18 protein-coding genes are annotated in these 23,124 nt (G+C 68.7%); 5 read left to right on the plus strand and 13 right to left on the minus strand.

Features of this window, described 5'->3' with window-relative positions:
- Positions 1-5: 5 nt before the first annotated feature.
- On the plus strand, positions 6-698 hold the full coding sequence (locus GA0116996_RS09715) for a GntR family transcriptional regulator (protein WP_092309989.1): 693 nt from the start codon (positions 6-8) through the stop codon (positions 696-698).
- A 21-nt stretch (positions 699-719) separates the two neighbouring features.
- Here the strand turns inward: GA0116996_RS09715 and yedA are convergent, their stop codons facing one another.
- The 10 genes from yedA to GA0116996_RS09765 form a co-directional block, all read right to left on the minus strand.
- Entirely contained in the window at positions 720-1,595 is an 876-nt protein-coding gene (gene yedA, locus GA0116996_RS09720; RefSeq protein WP_092309991.1) for a drug/metabolite exporter YedA, read from the minus strand.
- A gap of 225 nt (positions 1,596-1,820) precedes the next feature.
- Positions 1,821-2,006, minus strand: coding sequence for a hypothetical protein (locus GA0116996_RS09725; RefSeq protein WP_062802878.1), 186 nt, complete (start codon positions 2,004-2,006; stop codon positions 1,821-1,823).
- A gap of 274 nt (positions 2,007-2,280) precedes the next feature.
- Positions 2,281-2,667 (minus strand): hypothetical protein, encoded by a 387-nt coding sequence (locus tag GA0116996_RS09730; protein ID WP_092309994.1) that lies wholly within the window; start codon positions 2,665-2,667, stop codon positions 2,281-2,283.
- Between the two features lie 53 nt (positions 2,668-2,720).
- On the minus strand, positions 2,721-5,825 hold the full coding sequence (locus GA0116996_RS09735; protein ID WP_092309997.1) for an efflux RND transporter permease subunit: 3,105 nt from the start codon (positions 5,823-5,825) through the stop codon (positions 2,721-2,723).
- A 9-nt stretch (positions 5,826-5,834) separates the two neighbouring features.
- Positions 5,835-6,953, minus strand: a complete 1,119-nt coding sequence (locus tag GA0116996_RS09740) for an efflux RND transporter periplasmic adaptor subunit (RefSeq protein WP_092310000.1) — start codon at positions 6,951-6,953, stop codon at positions 5,835-5,837.
- Positions 6,953-7,522, minus strand: a complete 570-nt coding sequence (locus GA0116996_RS09745) for a hypothetical protein (RefSeq protein ID WP_092310003.1) — start codon at positions 7,520-7,522, stop codon at positions 6,953-6,955. Before GA0116996_RS09745 ends, GA0116996_RS09740 begins: the two co-directional genes overlap by 1 nt.
- The gene (locus GA0116996_RS09750; protein WP_092310005.1) at positions 7,519-8,736 is read right to left on the minus strand and encodes a TolC family protein; all 1,218 of its coding nucleotides are present in this window, start codon (positions 8,734-8,736) and stop codon (positions 7,519-7,521) included. Before GA0116996_RS09750 ends, GA0116996_RS09745 begins: the two co-directional genes overlap by 4 nt.
- A gap of 100 nt (positions 8,737-8,836) precedes the next feature.
- Entirely contained in the window at positions 8,837-9,181 is a 345-nt protein-coding gene (locus GA0116996_RS09755; protein ID WP_244159795.1) for a hypothetical protein, read from the minus strand.
- 89 nt (positions 9,182-9,270) lie between these two features.
- Positions 9,271-13,233, minus strand: a complete 3,963-nt coding sequence (locus tag GA0116996_RS09760; protein WP_092310011.1) for an autotransporter outer membrane beta-barrel domain-containing protein — start codon at positions 13,231-13,233, stop codon at positions 9,271-9,273.
- Positions 13,234-13,525: 292 nt separating this feature from the next.
- Entirely contained in the window at positions 13,526-14,692 is a 1,167-nt protein-coding gene (locus GA0116996_RS09765; RefSeq protein WP_092310014.1) for an acyl-CoA dehydrogenase family protein, read from the minus strand.
- A gap of 295 nt (positions 14,693-14,987) precedes the next feature.
- Here GA0116996_RS09765 and GA0116996_RS09770 point away from each other — a divergent pair, with 295 nt between their 5' ends.
- The 3 genes from GA0116996_RS09770 to GA0116996_RS09780 all read left to right on the plus strand — a co-directional run bounded on the left by GA0116996_RS09770 (position 14,988) and on the right by GA0116996_RS09780 (position 19,152).
- Positions 14,988-16,292 carry an acetyl-CoA hydrolase/transferase family protein gene (locus GA0116996_RS09770; RefSeq protein ID WP_092310017.1) on the plus strand — a complete coding sequence of 435 codons (1,305 nt, stop codon included), beginning with the start codon at positions 14,988-14,990 and terminating at the stop codon, positions 16,290-16,292.
- A 40-nt stretch (positions 16,293-16,332) separates the two neighbouring features.
- The gene (locus tag GA0116996_RS09775) at positions 16,333-17,541 is read left to right on the plus strand and encodes an acetyl-CoA C-acetyltransferase (protein WP_092310020.1); all 1,209 of its coding nucleotides are present in this window, start codon (positions 16,333-16,335) and stop codon (positions 17,539-17,541) included.
- 78 nt (positions 17,542-17,619) lie between these two features.
- Positions 17,620-19,152, plus strand: coding sequence for a class I adenylate-forming enzyme family protein (locus GA0116996_RS09780; RefSeq protein WP_092310023.1), 1,533 nt, complete (start codon positions 17,620-17,622; stop codon positions 19,150-19,152).
- Between the two features lie 25 nt (positions 19,153-19,177).
- Here GA0116996_RS09780 and GA0116996_RS09785 read toward each other — a convergent pair whose 3' ends face one another.
- From GA0116996_RS09785 to GA0116996_RS09795, 3 genes are all read right to left on the minus strand, one after another.
- Positions 19,178-20,080 carry a LysR family transcriptional regulator gene (locus GA0116996_RS09785; RefSeq protein WP_092310026.1) on the minus strand — a complete coding sequence of 301 codons (903 nt, stop codon included), beginning with the start codon at positions 20,078-20,080 and terminating at the stop codon, positions 19,178-19,180.
- Between the two features lie 66 nt (positions 20,081-20,146).
- Positions 20,147-20,743, minus strand: coding sequence for an AraC family transcriptional regulator (locus GA0116996_RS09790; RefSeq protein WP_092310029.1), 597 nt, complete (start codon positions 20,741-20,743; stop codon positions 20,147-20,149).
- A gap of 112 nt (positions 20,744-20,855) precedes the next feature.
- Entirely contained in the window at positions 20,856-21,764 is a 909-nt protein-coding gene (locus GA0116996_RS09795; RefSeq protein WP_092310031.1) for a LysR family transcriptional regulator, read from the minus strand.
- 156 nt (positions 21,765-21,920) lie between these two features.
- Between GA0116996_RS09795 and GA0116996_RS09800 the strand changes: the two genes are divergently transcribed.
- Positions 21,921-23,102, plus strand: a complete 1,182-nt coding sequence (locus GA0116996_RS09800; protein ID WP_092310034.1) for a M20 aminoacylase family protein — start codon at positions 21,921-21,923, stop codon at positions 23,100-23,102.
- Positions 23,103-23,124 lie beyond the last annotated feature (22 nt).

The following is a 23,124-nucleotide window of genomic DNA, read 5'->3' on the forward strand; positions in this document are numbered from 1 at the left end:
CTCACATGATTTCTCAAGAGTTCGCCGGCGCCGCCGAGAGCGGCCAGGCTGCATCGCTCCCGCGCTCGGAGCGTGCCTACCAGCAGCTGCGTGCCGCCATCCAGGCCGGCCAGCTTTCCCCCGGCACCCGGCTGCGCGAGGTGGAACTGGCCGAATCGCTGGGATTGTCGCGCACGCCGGTGCGTGAAGCGCTGTCCAGGCTGGAATCCGAGGGCCTGGTCGTCAACGAGCCCAATCGCGGCATGATGGTGACGCAGCTCGACGCCAGCATGGTCAGCGAGCTGTACGTCATGCGCGAAGTGCTGGAAGGCACCGCCGCCGCGCTGGCCGCGCGCCACGCCACCGACGTCGAGATCTCTCTGCTGCGCGATATCGTCGAGCGAGACCTTGCCATCGCTGACGATCCCGACCGGCTCGCGCTGAACAACCGGCTGTTCCATGAAACCCTGCACCGTTGCGCCCACAACCGCTACCTGCTGAAGACGCTGCGCTCGCTGCATGAATCCATGGCGCTGCTGGGCCGCACCACGCTGGCGGTGCCGGGGCGCGCGCGCAGCTCGTACGAAGAGCATATCTCGCTGGTGGAAGCGCTGGAACAGCGCGATCCGACGCTGGCCGAGCAGATCGCGCGCCGGCATATCCAGCAGGCGTACAAGGTGCGGCTGTCGCTGTGGATCCAGGAGCAGTCGGGCCGCTGAGGCCCCGCCCGCACGGCGCCGTCAGGCCGCCTGGGTCCGTGCTGTGCGCAGCGTGCCCAGGCTAAGCACGAGCAGCGCCGCCAGGATCAGTACCACCGCGCCCAGCGTCTGCGGCGCGATCTGTTCGCCGCCCAGCCACGCGCCCATGGCCAGCGCCACCGGCGGGTTCACGTAGACATAGCTCGCCGCCAGGGTCTGGCTGACCGTCGAGACCAGGTACATGTAGGCGGAGAACGCCACCAGCGACCCCGCCACCACCAGGTAGACCCAGGCCCAGCCGGCCTGTGCGCTGACGGAAGACGGCCACGGCTCCTGCCGCAGCAGCGACAGTGCCATCAGCACCGCGCCGCCGATCACCATCTCGGCGGCAAACGCCGCCGCCCCGGGCGGCAGGTCCAGCCGGCGCGCCAGCTGCGAGCCGAAGGACCAGCTCGCCACCGCCAGCAGCAGCGCCACCACGCCGCCGGTGCTGACCTGGAACTCCGCCCCCGCGGTCAGCACCAGGATGCCGGCGCTGCCGATCGCAATTGCCACATACTCATACCACTTCGGCCGGTTGCCGAAGCACGCGCCCCAGATCAGCGCGAAGATCGGCATCGACCCGATCATCACCGTGGTGGCGCCAGAGGAGATCGTCTGCTCCGCAATCGCAGTGAGACCCATGCCGCCCACCAGCAGAAACAGCGCCGGCACCGCGCAATGGCGCAATTGCCGCGCCGACGGCATCGGCGTGCCGCGCCATGCCAGCCACGCGGCCAGCAGCAGGCCCGCGCACAGGAAGCGCGTGCCCATCATGAACAGCGGCGGAAAGCTCTCCAGCGTAAAGCGGATCGCCAGGTAGGTCGTGCCCCAGACCACATAGGTGATCGACAGGCACAGCAGTACAAGCGGGGACATGGGGCGCAGGGGCGGACGAGGTGCGGGAAAGGCATCCAAGATAGCCGTGTCCGCCGCCGCGGCAAAACGAAAAGCGCTGGCAAGTCTTGTGAACGTTGCTCACAAAGCACTCCAGCGCCGCAGGCAAAACAAAACCGGCCGCGTTCGCCTGGGCAGGCGCACGTATGGCCGGTTCTTCAACGCAGCCCGGACGGGCCGCAACTACCGTACTGCTGGTGCCAGCGATCAGCCGTTGGCGTAAACCACCTTGGCCTTGCGGGCCTGGCTTTGCAGGCGTTCGATCACCGACTGCACGGTGGCGATGGCACGCTTGACGTCGTGGGCGAAGCCCAGGCTTTGCGTACCGAGCTCGCGCTCGATGAGTTGGCGTTCCAGTTGATCGGTCAGCTTGATATCGGATTGGGTGTTCATGGCGTCCTTCCTTCGGGATTACCCTTATGGGGTTTTCCCTGATTGTAGCAAAAGAATTGTCGCAATGCAGCATTAGGTGAAAGTACGTATGCCGGGACACCACAAACTGTGTCGGATGAATTACTTATCAATGAGCGCGTCCGCGAAATAGAAATAAATTGACCACCCACCAGCCTCCTATGACGCGCCGAAGGCACAAAAAAACCGCTGCTATAGCAGCGGCTTTTTTTGTTGCAGCGACGCAGGATCGAACCCTGCCAGCATGGAGCGCCCGTCACTTCGCCACGAAGCGCGCCGTGACAGTCTTGCCGTCTACAAACCGGATCGTCGCGACCAGCTTGGAGCCGGCCTGCAGTTGCAGCTTGTCGGCCGCGACCAGTGCATTGTCCGCGCCGGGGTTCAGCGCCGTTTCGGTCTTGCGGGTGCCGGTCAGCACCGTCAGCTTGCCGCTGGCACCGGCCACGGGCAGCTTCCTGTCATGGTCGTCGACATAAATCGTGACCGCGCCATCCCGGTTCACCAGTTCGAACTGCAGGTCGCTGGCGACCTGCACGATGCCCCCATATTGCGCAGGCTTGGCGCCGTGGGCCATGGCCAGTCCGGAAAGGCCGGACAGTGCGAGACTGCCGGCAAGCACCATGGCCGAGAACTGTTTCTTCATCGCATAACTCCGTTGCTGCAGCGGCTTGGGGGCGCCGCTGCCAAAGCCCTGATTCAATACGTGTCTTCCGGCCGCTGCGACAGGATGCGCTGCAGCGGGCGGCGCCCCCACAGCCAGAACGCCAGCGGCGTCAGCATGGAATCGAGCAGGGTCGAACTGACCAACCCGCCGAAGATCACCACCGCCACCGGGTGCAGGATTTCCTTGCCGGGCGCATCGGCCGACACCAGCAAGGGCACCAGCGCGAACGCCGCGACCAGCGCGGTCATCAGCACCGGTGTCAGCCGCTCGAGCGAACCGCGCACGATCATCGGGATGCCGAAGGTCTCGCCTTCGAAGCGGCACAGGTTGATATAGTGGCTGACCTTCAGGATGCCGTTGCGCGTGGCAATGCCGGTCAGCGTGATAAAGCCGACCATCGACGCCACCGACAGGCTCAGCCCCGCCAGCCACATCGCGATCACGCTGCCGATCAAGGCGAACGGGATATTGGCCATGATCACCAGCGTCAGGGTCGCGGAGCGGTAGCGCGAGTAGAGGACCAGGTAGATCAGCGCCAGCGACACCAGCGACAGCAACACGATGCGCCGCGTGGCCTGCTCCTGCGCCTGGAACTGGCCCTCGATGCTGACGAAATAGCCAGCGGGCAGTCCGGCACGCGCCGCCGCTTCGCGCACTGCGCCGACGATCCGCGACATGTCGGAGCCGTCGGTATTGGCATAGACCACGATGCGGCGCCGGCCGTTCTCGCGCCCGATCTGGTTGGGGCCGTCGCCCTCCTCCACGCTGGCGATGGCGGACAGCGGCACCGCGCCGCGCGGCGAGTCCAGCATGACCCGCGACAGGTCCTGCGGCGCGCGGCCGGTATCGGGCAGGCGCACCACCAGGTCGTGGCGGCGCACGCCGTCGATCAGCTGCGTGACGCGCGTGCCGTCGGACAAGGTCTGCAGCGCCTTCAGCGCCTCGCCGGCCGGGATGCCGTACTGCGCCGCCTTGCGATAGTCGAGCCGCACATTGACCTGCGGAATCAGCACTTGGCGCTCGACCGTGATATCGACGAGGCCCGGGATCGTTGCCAGGCGCCCGCGCACGTTCTCCGCCAGGCCGCGCAGCGTATCGAGGTCATCGCCATAGATCTTCAGCGCGATCTGCGCCCGCACCCCGGACAGCAGGTGATCCAGCCGATGCGAAATCGGCTGGCCGATCGCCACCGACGCCGGCAGGCCGGCAAGCTGCGCGCGGATGGCGGCCATCACCTGCTCGCGGCTGCGGACGGAAGGCTTCAGGTCGATGTCGATCTCGGAGGCATGCACGCCCTCGGCATGTTCGTCCAGTTCGGCGCGGCCGGTGCGGCGGCCCACCCGTGTCACTTCCGGCACCTGCCGGATCAGCGTTTCCGCCAGCGCGCCGATGCGGTTGGCTTCGGCCAGCGAAGTGCCGGGGTTGAGCATCAGCGACATCACCATCGAACCCTCGTTGAAGCCCGGCAAGAAGGCACGCGGCAGCCACGGCACGGTGGCGGCCGCCAGCACCACCGCGACCGCGGCCACTGACAGCACTGCCCGCGCGCGCGGGAACGACCAGTCCAGGATGCGGGCATCGACCCGCTTGAGCCACGCCACCAGCGGGCTGTCGGGATGTTCGAGCCGCTTCATCCGCGGCAGCAGGTAGTACGACAGCACCGGCGTCACCGTCATCGACACCAGCATCGATGCCAGGATCGACACGATGTAGGCGATCCCCAGCGGCGCGAACAGCCGCCCTTCGATCCCCGGCAGCGCAAACAGCGGCACGAACACCAGCACCACCACCAGCGTGGCATAGACGATGCCGGAGCGCACTTCGACGCTGGCGCGCCAGATCGTCTCCAGCACCGATGGCGGGTCGTCCATGGCGGCGCGCTGCCGCAGCCGGCGCTGGATGTTCTCGACGTCGACAATGGCATCGTCAACCAGTTCGCCGATGGCGATGGCCAGGCCGCCCAGCGTCATCACGTTGATCGACTGGCCCAGCAGCTGGAACGCCAGCGCCGAGACAGCCAGCGACAGCGGTATCGCCACCAGCGAGATCGCGGTGGTGCGCGCGCTCAGCAGGAAGGCGAACAGGATCACCGTCACCATGATGGCGCCGTCGCGCAGCGCCTCGACCACGTTGCCGAGCGAGGCCTCGATAAAGTCGGCCTGGCGGAACAGCACCTGCGGCGCGGACAAACCCTGCGGCAGCCCCTGCCTGAGTTCGCCAAGGGCGGCTTCCAGGTCGCGCGTCAGGCGCACGGTGTCGGCGGCGGGCTGCTTCTGCACGCTGACGATCACCGCGGGCTTGCCGTTGAAGCCGGCGTCGCCGCGCTTGAGCGCAGCGGCGTAGCGCACGCCGGCCACCTGCTCCAGCAGCACCGGCGCGCCGTCCTTGTAGGCGACCGCAACGCCCTTGAGGTCGTCGATCCGGTTGGTGCGGCCGAGATTGCGGATCAGGTATTCGCGGCCGTTCAGGTCGATGAAGCCGCCACTGGTATTGGCGGCGAAGTCGCGCAGGGCACCCTGCACCTGTGCCAGCGCCACGCCGAATTGCGCCATGCGCGCGGTATCCGGCTCGACCCGCAATTGCCGCACCTCGCCGCCGATCGGGATCACCTGCGACACCCCGGGCACCGACAGCAGGCTCGGTCGCAGCACGAAGTCGGCATACTCGCGCGCCTGCATCGGGCTGGCCCGGGCCGGATCGATCGGCAACGCAATCAGCATGATCTCGCCCATGATCGACGAGACCGGCCCGAGGATGGGCGCGAGCCCGCCGGGCAACTGCTCCTTCACCAGCGCCAGCCGTTCCGACACGAGCTGGCGGTTGCGGTAGATATCGCTGCCCCAGTCGAACTCGGCGTAGACGATGGACAGGCCGACGCCGGACACCGAGCGCACCCGCGTAACGCCGGGCATGCCGTTCAGCGCGGTCTCGATCGGGAACGACACCAGCAGTTCGACTTCCTGCGGCGCCATGCCCCCCGCTTCGGTGATCACGGTCACCAGCGGCTTGTTCAGGTCCGGGAACACATCGACCGGCGTGCGCCATGCGGTGAGCCCCCCGTAGACCATCAGGATCAGGGCAAAGGCCAGTACCAGCAGCCGGTTGCCGAGGCTGGCGCGAACGATCCAGTTGAACATGCGCGCCCCTCAGCGGATCTGGTTGATCAGCGCCGCGCCGGACACCACCACCCGGTTCTCCGGCGACAGTCCGCCGACCACGACCACGGTGCGCGCATCGAGCACGCGCGCCTCGACCGGCTGCGCGATAAAGCGCTGCGTGCCGGACTTGATCCACACCACCGGCAGGTTGCTGGCGTTGCGCACCAGCGCCTCGCTGGGCAGCGCGATGCCGCGCAAGGTATCGCTCAGCGTCGCGACCACGGTCACGGGCTGGCCCACGGCCAGCGGCACGTCGCTGCCGGTCAGCCGGAACGTCAGCGGCACCGCGCCGTTCTTCAGGCTGCGGCCGGCGCCGACGAATTCCAGCTTGCCGCCGGTGCCGCTGGCCAGGGCGCCGCCCTTGATGCGGTTGGCCAGCGAACTGTCCGCGGTGCTGGCCTCGATCAGCAGGCGGGCGGGATCGACCACCTCGTACAGCACGTCCCCGGCGGCAACCACCTGCCCCGCCAGCACGTTGGCGCTGGCGATCACGCCGCTGGCCGGCGCGGTCAGCGTATCGGTCTGGTGCAGGCTCTTGCCGACCGCATCGCGCTGGCCGGAAAGGCTCTGGACCTCGGCGCGGGCCGCTTCGATCTCCTTGCGCGGGATGCTGTCCGTCAGCGATTCCAGCCGCTGCAGCCGCTGCCGCGCCAGCTTCAGGCTGGCGCTGAGGTTGGCGAACTGCGCCTGCTGGTTGCCGATGTCAAAAGGCTCGCTCTTGTGGCGCAGCACGGCCAGCGCCTGGCCCTTGCTGACGCGCTGCCCGAGCACCGGGAAGCCGCCCGGCGGCGGGTCGATCCAGCCCGGGTGGCCCGCCTGCAGGCGCCCGCCGGCGTTCGGATCAATCGCCACCACGGCGTTCAGTTCAACGGTCATCGGGTGCGCGGCCGGCTGCGGCATCGCGGTCCGTATGCCCATGCGGCGCTGGGCCAGCTTGGGCACCAGGACGCTGCCGTCTGGCAGCCGGGCCAGGCCACTGCCCGACACCGCGGCCGGTGTATCGAGGTGTTCGCCATTCGGGCCGTGCGCGCCGGGCCCGGCCAGCGCCGGCATGGTTGCCCAGGCGGCCAGCGCGACCGCCAGGGTTGCGATATGGGTGGTCATCATCACGCCGTGCCTCCATTCCTTTTGCCAACGCGGCGCTGCACGCGCCAGGCGCCGGCGGCAACGACCGCCGCAAGCAGGACCAGCCACGGCCAGCGCGCCTGCCACCACGCCATGCCGTGCTCGTGTTCGTCCGCGGCAACGTTCAGGGTGCCTTCGATCAGGTCCGACTCGTTGCCGGTGACGAGCGTAAACACCAGCGCATGCTGGCCGGGCCGGCGCAGCGCCTGCAGCAGCTTCTCGTCGGTAAAGGCATAGTCGCCGGCATCGGCGTGCGGCTTGCCCTGGGCCTTGATGCCGTTGAACTCGACCTCGAGCGTGCCGTCGAGCACCGGCTCGTTGGTGACGTAGCGGTCGACCATGACGGAGAGTTCGTCCGTGGCGAGGGTGCCCACCAGTTCGAACGCCTCCGTATTGGCTTCGATGGTCGGCTGGGCGTGTGCCGCCGCGCCGGTGTCGGCGGGCGCGTCCAGGTGCTCGCCATTGGGGCCATGGGCACCGGGGCCCGCGTGCGCCGCCGGCAGCGCGATCGCGAGCGTCAGGAACAGGACAAGAAACAACTGGCGGATCATGGCAGGACTCCGAGCGCCTGGTTGAGGGTGGCAATGGCGATGCCGCGGCGGGCACGCTGGCGCGCGAGGTCGGCTTCGGCTTCCAGCGCCTGGTTTTGTGCGCGCAGCACTTCCGGCAAGCCAATCTCGCCGGCATTGAAGGTCTTGCGCAGCAGCGCCGCCCGTTCGGACAGCGCGGCGCTGCGTTCTTGCGTAAGGCCGAGCTGCTGTTCGGCCAGCCGCAGCGCGGCCTGCGCCGCGTCGATCTCGGCGCGGACGTTGCGCTCAGTGCGCTCGAGTTCGGCCCGCGCTGTCATCAGCTCGGTCTGCGCGGCGGTTTCGCGCGGCAGGTTGCGCGCATCCGTGGCGAACGGGATCCTGACGAACAGGCCGACGGTCTGGTCGCCGGGCATGCCGCCGCCGGCCCGGTCGTTGCGGTACATCACGCCGACTTCGGGCGGGTCGCGGCGCGATTTGCGCAGGTAGCCCAGCTGGCGTTCGCCGCGCAGCACGGCCTGCTGCGCCGCTTCCCGGCGCGGATGGCTCGCGGCATGGGCGGCAGGGTCTGCCGCCGGCGCCGCCGATTCGTCGTACCGTAGCGGCAGCGCGGAGACACCGGTGACCTGCAGCAGCCGCGCCTTCGCCTCGACCACGCGGGCCTCGTTTTCGGCAAGCAGGCCCTGTGCCGCCAGGTCATCCTGCTGCGCCAGCAGCAGGTCGGTGCGCGCGAGGTCGCCGGCACTGACGCGGCGGCGTACATCGTCGCGCAGCGACGCGGCAATGCCGGCGCGGCGCCGCATCACTTCGCGCTCGCCTTCCACGGCCGCCAGCTGCCAGACGCGCTCGCGGACTTCGGCGGCCAGATTCAGCCGCGCCAGCGCGGCGCCAGCCTCGGCCTCGGCCGCCTGGGCATCGGCGAGGTCGCCGCGTGCCGCGCGCTGGCCCGGCAGCCACACCGGCACGCCCAGCTGGACCTCGCTCTCGCGCAGGCCACGCCGTTCGGTCCAGCGGTCGTCACGGTGCAGCAGGCCGAGCGTGGGCGGCCCGGCGATCGGTGCGTCGGCCTGGACCCGGCTGGCCGCCGCCTCCAGGCGCCGCCCCTCGGTGGCCTGGAAGGCGACGGAGCGCTCCCAGGCGGCATCGAACAGCGCGCGCAGATCGGCGGGTGCGGACTGGCCATGGGCCGCGGGCATCAGCAACGCCGACGCCACCACGGAGATGAAGAACTTGTGCATGGAATCCCCAACGCAGATTGCGACAACAACGGCAATGCGGCGGGGCGCGGCGCAAAGACATGGCGCCACGGCAGGCAATCAGCAGATCAGTGCCCCGCCGTCAGGCGGGCGCGTGAGGGGGGCGTAACGGGGGACTGCAGCCAGGGTCAGGGATGCGGCCGCCCAGGAACAACGGCTCGCGCTGCGTTTGCAGCGTCAGTGGCGGCACCATGCCGGCCGGCAATGGCGCCTGGAAGTGGGTGCCGTAGTCGAAGTCGAGCTGGTGCGACGCGGAGGCGGTGGAATCGTCGAAGGCGATCTCTCCGTCCTCATCATGGTGATGCGGAATGTGCTCGGCGTGCGCGGCCATGTGGTCCGGCGGAAAGCCGGCGGCGTGCGCGAGCTGCCGCTGCGCCGCGGCCAATGCCTGCAGCGGCAGGATCAGCATCAGGAGCAAGGCAATCATGCGCGACATAGGGCGGGATTCTACCCGACCTGCCGGCACCGGCGCGAGACCGCGGCGCCGAATGCCGTAAGCGTCGCCCGGGCCGAAACCTAGAACAGATAGCGGGCGCCGGCATTGAACAGCCAACCCTGGATGCCGCCCCGCCCCATCGCATGCTGGTACGAGATCCGGCCATAGAGCGACAGCCGCCCCGTCGGCATTCCGTTGAGCCCCAGCGACAACTGGAAGGCGTCGCCCAGCTTGCCGGATTCGAACTGCACTTCGCCGACGTGCACGTTGGTCCCGCCGGTGAACGCATGGAACAGGTCGAAGCCCAGGTATGGCGTCAGCCGGCCCCCGGCGATCGCAACCGGCCGTGTCAGGCGCACGCCGGCACGGCCCACCAGTTGGTTCTGCGAGCCGATGTTGACCTCCAGTTCGTCGACGTCGATGTTGTTGCGGAAGCTCACGTGCTGCCCGATCAGCTGCAGCTGCGGCTCCAGGTTCAGGCCGTATGGCATGGCCAACGGGTAGCCGGCTTCGATCGACGCGGCAAACAGGCCGCCGTCCATTGAACTGGCCCGGCCGCGCGCCTGCGTCGAGACATCGCCGTCGAACCATCCGCCTGACAGGATGCCGTCGACGTACCAGCCCTGGTTGCTCTGATAGGTGCCGTAGCCGCTGATGCGGTAGATGGTCGCGCGCGTGCTGCTGGGCCCGTCGGCAGCATGCGGCGTAAAGTGGAGCCAGCCGATCGAACCGGCCAGACCGAAGCGCCAGAGCCCGGTCTCGTCTTCCTGGCGGAACAGGTTGCCGCCAAGGTGGATGGCCGCGTAATCGCCGCTGGCATCGTAGCCGTACCGTTCGAACGACTGGTTGCTGGTGTAGCGGAAATTGCCGCCATAGGCGCGGAAGAACATCTCGCCCGGGCCCTGGTCGCGCGCCAGCGCACGGTCGTCGCGCACTTCTCCCAGGCGGCGGTGCAGGCTGTCGAGGTCGAGCATGCCCGCGTGCAGGAATGCGGCCGGCGCGGTGACATAGGACGCCACCTGCGGCGCCACCCCGGGCCGGGCATCGGGCGGGATCGGCTGGTCCGGGTCCGGCACCACCGGGCCGTCAGGCTCGACATAGGCGCTTTGCAGACGGTAGTCCCAGTACGACGACGCATTGCCGACCAGCGACGCATTGGGATCGGCGGCACTGATCGACGACCCCGGGCCATAGGCGTACAACCGGTAGGCATAGGGCGAATTGGCCGCCGTGACATAGCCGCCCTTCAGCGTGAAAGCATCCGGAGTGGAGGTGCCGGCCACCTGGACCACCGAGATGCCTTCGGTGGCATTAACCACGCCCGTGGGCGAGGTGATCGCGCCCGGGCTGGTGGCAACGGGCTTGATCTGGATGGCGGTCGTGCCGCTGGCCGTGCCATGGACCAGCAGACGATCGGTGAACTGCTGCGCCAGGCTGCCGCCCTGATCAAGGAAGGTGTTCAGGGCCACCACGCCGCCGCTGCCGCCATAGTCGCCCCGGGCGGTAACGGTGTGGTATGCATTGCCGGGGATCGGGCTTGCCCGCAGCGAGCGCCGCCGGCCCAGCGGCAGGCCTGGCGCCGCCTGCACGTCGATCACGCTGCTGTCATTGCCGAGATGCGTCAGCACCGAACTGGCCGTCACGTTCCAGCGGCTGCCCTGCGACAGGTTCAGGGTCGACTGGCTGTCGCTGCCGGTCACCGCGGCGCCGGTCAGCGTCGACGCGCTGGCATTCAGCGTCGCCACGCCCGGAACATTGACCGGCGAACCGCCGGACGAATCCTGACGGCCCAGCACCTGCAACGCCGCCACGCCTTGAATGGTGGTGTTGGTCGCCGCGATGGTGGCGGAGCCGCCCGCGACGCTGATTGCCGCGCCGGCGTCCGACACGACCGAGCTGTTCGCCAGGGTCACGGTTTCGGTGGTATTCAACGCCTGCCCCAGCGACGGCACCGGCGGTGCCGGCAAAACCGGCGCCGGCGAGCCATCATCGTTGGGCGGCGCCACCGGACCCGGTGCCGGCGCTGCGTTGGCGACGGCGCTGGCGGACGCCGCGTCCGCGACACCGACCAAATAGATGCCCGCCGCATCGGCGCCGGCGGCATGCAACGCTGTGCCCGTGGCGCTGAAGCGGCCGCCCGAACTGATCCGGACCGCATGCGCCCCGGCGCCGCCCGTGTTGACGGTGACGCCCGCGCCCTGCGCGTCCGGGTTCAGCTCGACAGTGGCATCGTTGATATAGATGCCGTGGGCATTGGCCGCGGCACCGGTATCGACCCGGCCGCCCGCCAGGCGCAATGCAGTGCCTTGCCAGGCATAGATGCCGATGCCGCCGCCGCTGGTCCCGATATCGAAATGGCTGCCGGTGTAGACGCTGGTCCCGCCTTCGAACACGGCACCATGCGCGCCGGCGCCTGCCGTGCGCACCACCATGCCGTCGATTTGCGCCGCCGGCGCCCCGATCAGCCGCAAGCCATAAGCACTCTGGCCCTGGGTAGCCAGCGTGAGGTTGCGCGCCTGCAGGGTCGAGCCGCTGTACGCGTAGATGGCATGGTCTTCCGCGGATGCGGTACTGATCGAGACATCGGTCAGGTCCAGCGCCGATGCCACCGCCTGCACGCCGCGTGTGGCGCCGCTTCCGGCCGTGATTGCCGTGCCGCTAGCGCGCAGCGTTGCGCCCTCGCTCAGATAGACCCCATAGGTGCCGCCGTACACCGTGCCGCGGGTCAATTCCACGGTTGTGCCCACGGCATACAGGCCCACCGCGGCGGCGCTCGATATCGCCGTATCGGTGGTGCGCAGGCTCCCCCCGGCGCTGACATAGGCGCCGTGGCCGTTGGCGAGGGCGCCGCTGAGCCCGCCTCCCGTCATCGTCAGCGACGATCCGGCGCCGTTGATCCAGGTCCCCATACCGGCGTCGCCCTGCGCGGCGAACTGGCTCTGATTCGCCACCACGGTGGCGCCCCCGGCAACGTACAGGCCACGGGCACTGGGGCCCGTGGCCGTCACCGTGGCGCCCTGCGCGTTCAGGGTGCCGCTGCTGACAAAGATGCCGTGGGCGCTGGTCCCGCCGGTCGTCACCGTGGCACCGTCGAGCGTGGTGGCCGTATTGCCATACAGGTAGAGGCCGTAGGCGTTATTGCCCTGGGTGCGGAGGGTTCCCCCCGTGACGGACAGGGTCGAGCCGATGGCTTGGACCCCATACGCGCTGGTGCCTTGCGTGGTCACATTGGTGCCGGCCAACACACCCGACGCGCCGCTCAGGACGACACCGCGAGCCCCGCTCAGGCTGGTGTTCACATTGCCGCCGCTGGTTTCGATCCTGGCGCCGCTGAACGCATAGATGCCGTAGACGTCCGCCGCCTGCACTGTCACATCGGTGTTGGCGAGTTTCACCGATGCATTGTTCCAGGCAAGCACGCCATGCCCGGCGCCGGTGGTCAGCAGCGTGGAGTTCCTCACGTCCGCCAACGCAAACCCGCCATAGGCGCGGATCGCGTTGGCATCCGGGCCGTCGGCCGACATGACCATGCCCGCACCGGTAAAGACCGAGGAGTTGGCATCGCCGGGGACATAAACCCCGTGCGCCGACTGGCCGTGGCCGCGGGCATAGGTCAGGCGGCCCGGAGCGCTGCTGCCCACTACGGTCAGCGTGCCGTTGGCCACATAGAGTGCCGTGTTGGGCGCGCCCGACCGATAGTCGGATTCGATGACGATGTCACCCGGCAATGGCCCGAGATCAGGATTGATGGTCGCCGATCCCTGCGAGGCCACGGACACGCCGGCCCCGCCGAACTGCGGGGGATATGGCGGCTTCGGGTAGATCGTAGTGCTGCCCTGGATGACACCGTCCGTGCCGAAGAACTGGAACGCGGAGCCATAGGAGCCAGGCCCGTAGGTGCCCGACGGCGTGGCATTCGATTGCGCCTGCACGCCGCCGGCGTACACGAGCCCTGCGACCACGCCTGCGAGCGGCGTCAGCCGCAACTGCGTGCCGGCGTCACGCTTGCGGGCAATGCCAGGGCGATTCTGCTCCTGCGACATAGTGCTTATCCTCGACGGACGCTACAGTGTCCCGAAACGGATAGCGCCGGTGGAGGGGGGCCCGCCAGACCGGCGAATCAACGCTGGGATCGGTGCCGGAAATCGGCCGGCGGCGCGGAGCCGAGGCTCCGCATTTGCCACTTGTAGCTTGCACCAGCAGAACGCCAAAAATCAATTTACTGTTTCTTGCCTGCCAATTTAGTTATTTTTTTTGGATGCCGGACCATGCTGGCCCGTCCGGGCAGGAAGGCGGAACACCGCCCGCAGCATGGCCGCCAGGCGGGCGTTCCGCTCAGAACGAGCGCGGCAGGCCCAGCACGTGTTCGGCGACGAAGGAATAGATCAGGTTGGTCGAGATCGGCGCCACCTGGTACAGGCGCGTCTCGCGGAACTTGCGCTCGACATCGTATTCGCAGGCAAAGCCGAAGCCGCCGTGGAACTGCAGGCAGGCATTGCCGGCCTCCCAGCTGGCCTTGGCGGCCAGGTACTTGGCCATGTTGGCCTGCGCGCCCATGGACTCGTGCTTGTCGAACAGCTCGCAGGCCTTCCAGCGCATCAGGTTGGCCGCCTCGAGTTCGATGAACGACTCGGCGATGGGGAACTGCACGCCCTGGTTCTGGCCGATGGGGCGGCCGAACACTTCGCGTTCCTTCACGTACTTCGTGACCCGGTCCATAAACCAGTAGCCGTCGCCGATGCACTCGGCGGCGATCAGCGTGCGCTCGGCATTGAGGCCATCGAGGATGTACTTGAAGCCCTTGCCCTCTTCGCCGATCAGGTTCTCCTCGGGGATCTCCAGGTCCTCGAAGAACAGCTCGTTGGTCTCGTGGTTGACCATGTTGGGGATGGGCCGCACCGTCAGGCCCTTCTTCTGCGCCTCGTGCAGGTCGACCATGAAGATCGACATGCCCTCGCTCTTCTTCCTGACCTCGGCCAGCGGCGTGGTGCGCGCCAGCAGGATCATGAAGTCGCTGTGCTGCACGCGGCTGATCCATACCTTCTGGCCGTTGACGACGTAGCGGCCGTCTTTCTTCACCGCCGAGGTCTTGATCTTGGTGGTGTCGGTGCCGGTGGTGGGCTCGGTCACCCCCATCGACTGCAGGCGCCATTCGCCCGAGGCGATCTTCGGCAGGTACTTTTCCTTCTGCGCCGTGGAGCCGTGCCGCAGCAGCGTGCCCATGTTGTACATCTGGCCATGGCAGGCGCCGGAATTGCCGCCGCAACGATTGATCTCCTCCATGATGACCGACGCTTCGGTCAGTCCCAGGCCGGAGCCGCCGTATTCCTGCGGAATCAGCGCCGCCAGCCAGCCCGCCGCGGTCAGCGCGTTGACGAAGGCCTCGGGATAGGCGCGCTGTTCATCGACCTTGCGGAAGTACTCGTCGGGAAACTCGGCGCACAGCGCACGGATGGCATCGCGGATTTCGTGGAAATTGTTCGAGAGGGTCTGTTCGATCATGGCGCTGCCTTGCGGTCGGTCCTGTCTGTGGTGATCGGTCTGTAATGATCGTTCTATGGCAGGCGTGGCCGGTGGCCGACGCCGCGTGATAGCCGCCATGGTCGCGGCGTTCGGCCGGCGGGACAATCAGCCTTTCCGAAAGCGCGCCTTCCACGCGGCTTAAGTCGGCGCAGCCGGCGCCTCTTTCAGCCTGTCGTCCGTTTCGCAATCGCCAAAGCCGGCCATTGGCATTGTCGAATAGCGCAAACGCGGCTTTGGCGACATGCTCTGGGCTGCCCAACGCTTTCCCGTGGACATGCACGACCTGGCCTCCCGACTGCAATCCCTGATCCGCCCAGGCGACCACCTCTGGTGGGGACAAGCCACCGCCGAGCCGCTGACGCTGACGCGCGCGCTGGTGGCACACCGCCATGCCATCGCGCGCGGCGGGCGCTTCAGCGTCTTCGTCGGCATCGGCCAGTCGGACACGCTGCAGCCGGAACAGGCCGACGTGATCGATTTTTTCGGCTATGCCGCCAGCGGGCCGCACCGCCGGCTGGCCGGCGCGGGCGTACTGGACATCGTGCCGAGCCATTATTCGCACCTGCCTGGGCTGATCCGGCACGGCACGCTGCGCGCCGACGTGGTGCTGGTGCAGGTGTCGCCGGCCGATGAACAGGGCCGCCACAGCCTGGGCCTGGTGCATGAGTACCTGCCCGCCGCGCTCGACCGGGCCCGCGTGATCATTGCCGAAGTGAACCCCGAGGTGCCGTGGACCCACGGCAGCCGCTATCTCGGCGCCGACCAGATCGACCTGCGGGTCGAGGCGCTGTACCCGCCGATCAGCCTGGAGCGCGGCGCTCCCGGTGCGGCCGAACAGGCCATTGCCCGCCATATCGCCGGCTGGGTCGAAGACGGCGCGACCCTGCAGATGGGCATCGGCAACCTGCCCGAGGCCGTGGTGGCGGCGCTGCATGACCGCCGCGACCTGGGGCTGCACAGCGGCGCGGTCGGCGACGGCATTGCCGCGCTGGCAGAGGCCGGTGTGCTGACCAACGCACGCAAGAGCATCGATACGGGCATCGGCATCGGCGGCATCCTGATGGGCAGCGAGCGGCTGCGGCGCTGGGCGCATCGCAATCCGCGGCTGCAGCTGCGCGAAACCGCCTATACCCACCATCCCGAAGTGCTCGCAAGCGTGGACAAGCTGACAGCGATCAATTCGGCGATCGAGGTCGACCTGACCGGCCAGGTCAATGCCGAAGTGGCAGCGGGCGTCTATGTCGGCGCGGTCGGCGGCGCGGTGGATTTCCTGCGCGGCGCCGCGCGCAGCCGCGGCGGCCTGCCGATCGTGGCGCTGCCCGCCACCGCCAAAGGGGCGAGCCGCATCGTCGGGCAATTGTCCGGCCCGGTCAGCACGCCGCGCGCCGATGCCGGCCTGATCGTGACCGAGCATGGCGTGGCCGACCTGCGCGGCCAGACCCTGTCGCAGCGCGTGCGCCGCATGCTGGACATCGCTGCCCCCGAACACCGCGCCGGCCTGGAGCGCCAGGCCCATGCGCTGCTGCGCCAGTGCGGCGCGGCCTTCGTCGCCCTTTCCGGGACGGCGCCCACCGACTAACTTGATGGTTCACCCGATACCAGATTCCAAGGAGACTTCCATGCGCAGAGCTGCAATCGTCACCCCCCTTCGCACCCCCGTCGGCACCTTCGGCGGCAGCCTGCGTCCGGTTCCGGTCGAGGAACTGGCCGCGACCGCCGTGCGCGCGGTGGTGGAACGCAGCGGCATCGACCCGGCGCGCATCGACGACGTCGTCTTCGCCCAGTCCTACGCCAACAGCGAAGTGCCGTGCGTGGGCCGCTGGGCCGCGCTGCAGGCCGGCCTGCCGGTGGAAGTGCCGGGCATGCAGCTCGATCGCCGCTGCGGCGGCGGCCTGCAGGCCATCGTCACGGCATCGATGATGGTGCAGAGCGGCGCGGCCGACGTGGTGATCGCCGGCGGCGTCGAGAGCATGAGCAATATCGAGTACTACACCACCGATATGCGCTGGGGCGCGCGCTCCGGCAACGTGCGCTTCTTCGACCGTCTCGACCGCGGCCGTGAACGCTCGCAGCCGGTGGAGCGCTTCGGCAAGATCTCCGGCATGATCGAGACCGCCGAGAACCTGGCGCGCGACTACGGCATCAGCCGCGAGGACGCCGATGCCTTTGCCGTGCGCAGCCATCAGCGCGCCGCGGCCGCCTGGGAAGCCGGGCGCTTCGACGCCGAGATCGTCCCGGTGCAGGTGCCGCAGCGCAAGGGCGAGCCGGTGGCATTTACGCGCGACGAAGGCTTCCGCCCGCAGACCACGCTGGACATCCTGGCCAAGCTGCGCGTGCTGATGCCGAACGGCACCGTCACCGCGGGCAATGCGAGCCAGCAGAACGATGCCTCGGCCGCGTGCCTGATCGTGGCCGAGGACAAGCTCGCCGAACTCGGCCTGACCCCGATGGCCTCGCTGGTGGGCTGGGCCGCTGCCGGCTGCGAGCCCTCGCACATGGGCATCGGCCCGGTGCCGGCGGTGAAGAAGCTGCTGGCGCGCCTGAACCTGACGCTGGACCAGATGGACCTGGTCGAGCTGAACGAGGCCTTCGCCTGCCAGGTGCTGGCCGTGCTCAAGGGCTGGGACTGGCAGGATCAGGACGCAATCGAGCAGAAGCTCAACGTCAACGGCTCGGGGATCTCGCTGGGCCATCCGATCGGCGCCACCGGCGTGCGCATCCTGGCCACGCTGCTGCACGAACTGCAGCGCCGCGGCGGCCGCTACGGCCTGGAAACCATGTGCATCGGCGGCGGCCAGGGCATTGCCGCGGTGTTCGAACGCTATTGATGCCGCAGCGGCGGCGTGCGGCCCGCTGCTTGCCGCACGCGCGCCGCACGCTTTGCCCCGCACAACGACGCCTGAACCATGCCACCGGACCGAGTCCCCCTCACCCGCATCAGCGACATCCCGCGCCACTGGGCCGCGCACACGCCCGGCCATGTCGCCGTGTTCGAAGACGGCCGGACCACCTCTTATGCGCAGCTGTGGGCCGGCATCGAGGACGCGCAGCGCTACCTGCAGTCGCAGGGCGTGGGCACCGGCGACCGCGTGCTGGTGGTGGCCGAGAACTGCCTGGCGGTGATCACGCTGGTGTTTGCCCTGGCAGAGCTGGGCGCATGGCCGGTGGTCGTCAACGCGCGCCTGTCCGAGCGCGAGATCGAGGTGATCCGCGCCCACTGCCACCCGCGCCTGATGCTGTTCACCCACGCGGCGTCGCCGGATGCGCTGCGCCACGGCGTGCGCTGCCGGGCCCGGGAAATTGCCCCGGCCGGCCTGGGGCCGCTGATGGCCAGCGCCGTCGACGAGACCGCCGCGCGCGAGCCCGAAGCGCTGGCGCGCGACGTGGCCGCGCTGATCTACACCTCCGGCACCACCGCACAGCCCAAGGGGGTGATGGTCACCCACCAGGGCCTGCTCCACTTTGCCGAGGTCACCGTGGCCTCGCGCCGCATGCAGCCGGACGACTGCGCCTACGCGGTGATGCCGATGTCGCACGTGTTCGGGCTGGGCACCCTGCTGATCTCGACCTTGCACGCCGGCGCCAGCCTGTACCTGTGCGCGCGCTTCAACGCGGCGGACCTGGCCACGGCGATCCGCGCTGGCGCGATCACGCTGCTGCAGGGCGTGCCGACCATGTTCAGCCGCATCCTGGCCCACGTGCGGGCCACCGGTGCGCCATTGCAGCCGTCGCCGCGCCTGCGCTATCTCTACACCGGCGGCGGCCCGCTCGACGCCACGCTCAAGCGCGATGTCGAAGCCGCCTTCGGCCAGCCGCTGCACCATGGCTACGGCATGACCGAGTACGCGGGATCGATGTTCGTGACGCGCATGGAGCGGCCGCGCGCCGATTGCGCCGCGGGCGAGATCGTCGCGGGCGCCGACCTGCAGGTGGTCGGGCCGGACGGCAAGCCGGTGCCGCCGGGACAGCCCGGCGAGCTCTGGATCCGCGGGCCGGGCGTGATGCGCGGCTACTACCGCGCGCCGGACCTGAGCGCCGAAGCGCTGCGCCCCGGCGGCTGGCTCAACACCGGCGATATCGGGCGGCTCGACGCCGACGGCGCCTTGTTTATCGTCGGCCGCACCAAGGACCTGATCATCCGTTCGGGTTTCACCGTCTACCCGATCGAGGTCGAATCGGTGCTCAACACGCATCCGTCGGTACGCGTGTCGGCCGTGATCGGCCAGCCCGCCGCGGATGGCAACGAGGAGGTGATCGCATTCGTCGAAATCCGCGAAGGCGAACGCTTCGACGCGCCGGCGTTGCATGACTACCTGGTCGGGCGCCTGTCGCCCTACAAGCGACCCGAGCGCATCGTGCGCGTGGCGGCGATGCCGACCACGGCCAGCGGCAAGCTGCTCAAGCACCAGTTGCGGCAGACGCTCGCGGGCCAGGCGTAGGACGCAGCCGAGCGGCGGTGCTGCTTCAGTCCTGGCGCCCTTGCCCGTCTTCCACCAGCAGGTCCACCAGCTTGCGCGCGAACAGCGGCAAGGCGTCGAGATCGGCCACGCAGATCTGCAGCTGGCGCTCTGCCCACTCGTCGTCGAGCTGCACGATGCGCAGCGACATGGCCCTGGCATGGCGGCGCGCGGTGGTCTCGGGCAACACCCCGACGCCTACGTTGGCCTCGATCATGCGACAGGCGGTCTCGAAATTGCTGACCTGCACGCGCCAGCGCAGACTGCGCTGCAGGTCCGCCGCGGCCCGCTTCAGGAAATTGTGGATGGCGCTGTCTTCGGGCAGGCCGATGAAGTCGTAGTCGAGCGTATCGATGAAATCCACGCGGCCGCGCTCGGCCAGCGGATGGCTCAGCGCGGTCGCCAGCACCAGCCGGTCGCGCCGGTATGGCATGACCTCCAGCCCTTCGGTGCGCACGTTGCCGGCGATGATGCCGATGTCGACGATGCCTTCCTGGACCGCGCGCACGATGTCCGGGCTGAGCCGTTCGTGCATGTCGATGGTCACGTCCGGATGGCTGACCAGGTAGCTGCGCAGCACCGCCGGCAGGAACTCGCTCATGGCGGTGGTGTTGGCGAAGACGCGCACATGGCCTTTGACGCCCGCCGCGTATTCCTGCAGGTCGCCGCTGAGCTGCTCCAGCTGGCGCAGCACGCGGCGCGCATGGGCCAGCAGGGTCTCGCCCGCCCCGGTCACCTTCACGCCCTGGCTGCTGCGGCTCAGCAGCTTGACCCCGACGTGCTCCTCCAGATTCTTGATGCGCGTGCTGGCGGCGGCCAGCGACAGGTGCGAGCGCTGCGCACCGCCGGTCAGGCTCTGTGCCTCCGCGATATGCGTGAACAGTTTCAGGTCGACCAGATCAAAGCGCATGACATCATTCCCGGGCACAACGGCGGCCTAGCTCGCCGGATTATCTCGCAAACCGCGCCGCACGCGTCATGCCACCGAGCGCTGCCGCGGCATCGCGTGCGCGCCGGCCAGCCGCCGCGCGGCCTCCAGCGAGACGCCGAAGCGGTCATAGAATGCGCTATCGACATCACTGTTGGCCGGCCACCCGACACGCCGCCTGGCCTCGCCCAGCGCCGCCTCGCCCGCCATCACATCGAACAGCAGCCGCATCAGCCGTTGCGTGCGGCACAGGTCGGTCAGCGCGGTCCCCTGCGCGAACAACGCGCGGCGCAGCTGCGCCGCGGACATGCCGAGCCGCTCCGCGATAAAGGCCGCGTTCCAGGCGTACTGCGGCTGCAGGAACACGCGCTTGGCAATGCGGTGGTGCAGGCATTCCGACGGTTGTGCCGGGGCCAGCCCCCGCATTTCGAGCGTGCATGCCGCCGGCTGCGCGCTGCTGCCATCCAGGCGCAGCGCAAATGCTTCGAACGGATCGATGATGGCCTGCTGGCGGGCCAGCAGCACCCGCTCGTAGCCGCGCCGCCTGACCACCACCCTGCCGCGCTCGGCGCCGACCGACAGCGGAAACGCCAGCCACAGCTGCTGCAGGCTGGCGTGCATGGAAGACTGCAGATGGACATGCATGGCGGATCGCGATTGGCGGACAGGATCAGACTGCATGATCGCCGCAATCCGGCGCGCGCGCCTCTGCCATTCCCGAACACTCCGTTCGCCGCCGCCGCATGCCGGTGCCGGTTCAGGCCGCCGGAAACGCCTTGACCAGGTGCCGCAGCAGGCCGTCCGCGACCGGCGACAAGTGCCGGCCGGCACGCGTCAGGATATGGATGCGGCTGTTGTTCAGGATGGGATTGGCCAGCGGCAGCGACACCAGCTGCCGCAACTGCGGTTCCTTCAGCGGCACCGAGCGCGCCGTCAGGATATAGCCAAGTCCCATCGCCGCGTACTCCCACAGCACCTTGAAGGAGTTGGTGACCAGCATCGGCTTGAGCGTGATGTGTTCGTCGAGTTCGGCCGCCTGCACATGCTTGCGCACGCCGAACGAACCCGCCAGGAACGCGCCCTGGTGCTGCGCCAGGTCCGCCAGCGTCAGCGCGCGGCGGCGCCGCGCCAGCGGATGGTCCTTGTGCACGTGCGCGCGGATCGGCGACAGCCGCGAGTAGTGCGAGTGCAGCCGCGCATCGTCGGGCGGCTGGAACACGAAGCCGATATGGGCCAGGTCCTCGAGCAGCAGGCGCACGGTCTCGTCGGTGCCCGCCACCTGGATGCTGCAGGTGACGTCGGGATGCTTGCGCAGGAAGCCCTGCAGCACGGGTTCCAGCACAAGATCGACAAAGCCCTCGCCGAAGGACAGTTCGACATGGCCGCGCTGGGCGTTCTTCAGGTTGTTCACCTCGGCCACGAAGGTGTCCTGCAGGTCTTGCTGGCGCCGGGCAAACAGCGCCAGCAGCCGTCCCGCGTCGGTGGCCACCACGCCGCGCCCGCGCCGCTCCAGCAGCGTCAGCCCGGTGTCCTGCTCCAGCTTGGCCACGGCACGGCTGACCACCGAGGGGTCCAGTTCCAGTACTTCGGCGGCGCCGCGCACCGAGCCGGTTTCGATGATCTGCAGCAGGCACAGCGCCCGCTTGCGGTCCAGCACGTCTTCCATGGCTTGGTCCCCCTGCGGCGGCGTGCAACGGTGCCGCACCGCGCCGCGCGTTCTTTTATCGTTGCATTTTATACAACGATTTGTCGCTACCGTTGTCATGGTTTCGGCGCCCGGCTGCGGAGAGAATGCGGTGAACCACCACGTTCCCCTGCCCCCATGACCCGCACCCTGCCCGCCGACCTGCAGCGATCCATCCAGACCCTCGCGCCGGAGTTCGTCGCGATCCGGCGCAAGATCCACGCGCATCCGGAGCTGGCCTTCGAAGAGCGCCAGACCAGCAACCTGGTCGCCGAGCAGCTTGCGGCATGGGGCTACGCCGTGCATCGCGGCCTGGGCACCACCGGCGTGGTCGGCACGCTGCGCAAAGGCCACGGCAGCAAGGCACTGGGCATCCGCGCCGACATGGATGCGCTGCCGATCCAGGAACAGACCGGCCTGGACTATGCCAGCACCATCGCGGGCAAGATGCATGCATGCGGCCATGACGGCCACACCGCGATCCTGCTGTGTGCCGCGCGCTATCTGGCCGAGTCGGTCGATTTCAACGGCACGCTGAACCTCATCTTCCAGCCGGCCGAAGAAAACGAAGGCGGCGCGCTGCGCATGCTGGAGGACGGGCTGTTCGAGCGCTTCCCGTGCGACGAGGTGTACGCGCTGCACAACTCGCCGGGAATGCCGGTGGGACAGATCGGCGTCATCACCGGCCCCGCCATGGCGTCGTTCGACCGCGCCACGGTGACGCTGCGCGGACGCGGCGCGCACGGCGCCATGCCGCACCACGGCATCGACGTGATGCAGGGCGCGGCCAGCATGGTGCTGGGGCTGCAATCGATCGTCAGCCGCGAAATCGACGCGCTCAAGTCGGCGGTCATCACCGTGGGCGCGCTGCAGGCCGGCAGCACCTACAACGTGGTGCCCGACACCGCGACCATCAAGATCGGCGTGCGCACGCTCGACCCGCGCGTGCGCACGCTGGTCGAAGAGCGCATCCAGGCCTTCGTCACGGCCCAGGCGCAGAGCTTCCGCCTGCAGGCCGAGGTGGTCTACGAGCGCAAGTATCCGGTGCTGGTCAACCACGCCGCGCAGACCGAATTCGCGCGCCAGGCCGCAATCCGGCTGGTGGGCGCCGACAACGTGGTCGAACGCCCGCCGGTGATGGGCAGCGAAGACTTCGCCTACCTGCTCGAGCATCGCCCCGGCACCTATATCCGGCTGGGCAACGGCCTGGGCGAAGACGGCGGCTGCATGGTGCACAACCCGCTGTACGACTTCAACGACAAGGCCCTGCCGGTCGGCGCCGCCTTCTGGGCGCACCTGGCGCAAAGCTATCTGGCCTGAAAAAGAAACCGAGGAGACAACC

It is taken from the genome of Cupriavidus alkaliphilus (assembly GCF_900094595.1).
GTDB classification, from domain to species: Bacteria; Pseudomonadota; Gammaproteobacteria; order Burkholderiales; family Burkholderiaceae; genus Cupriavidus; species Cupriavidus alkaliphilus.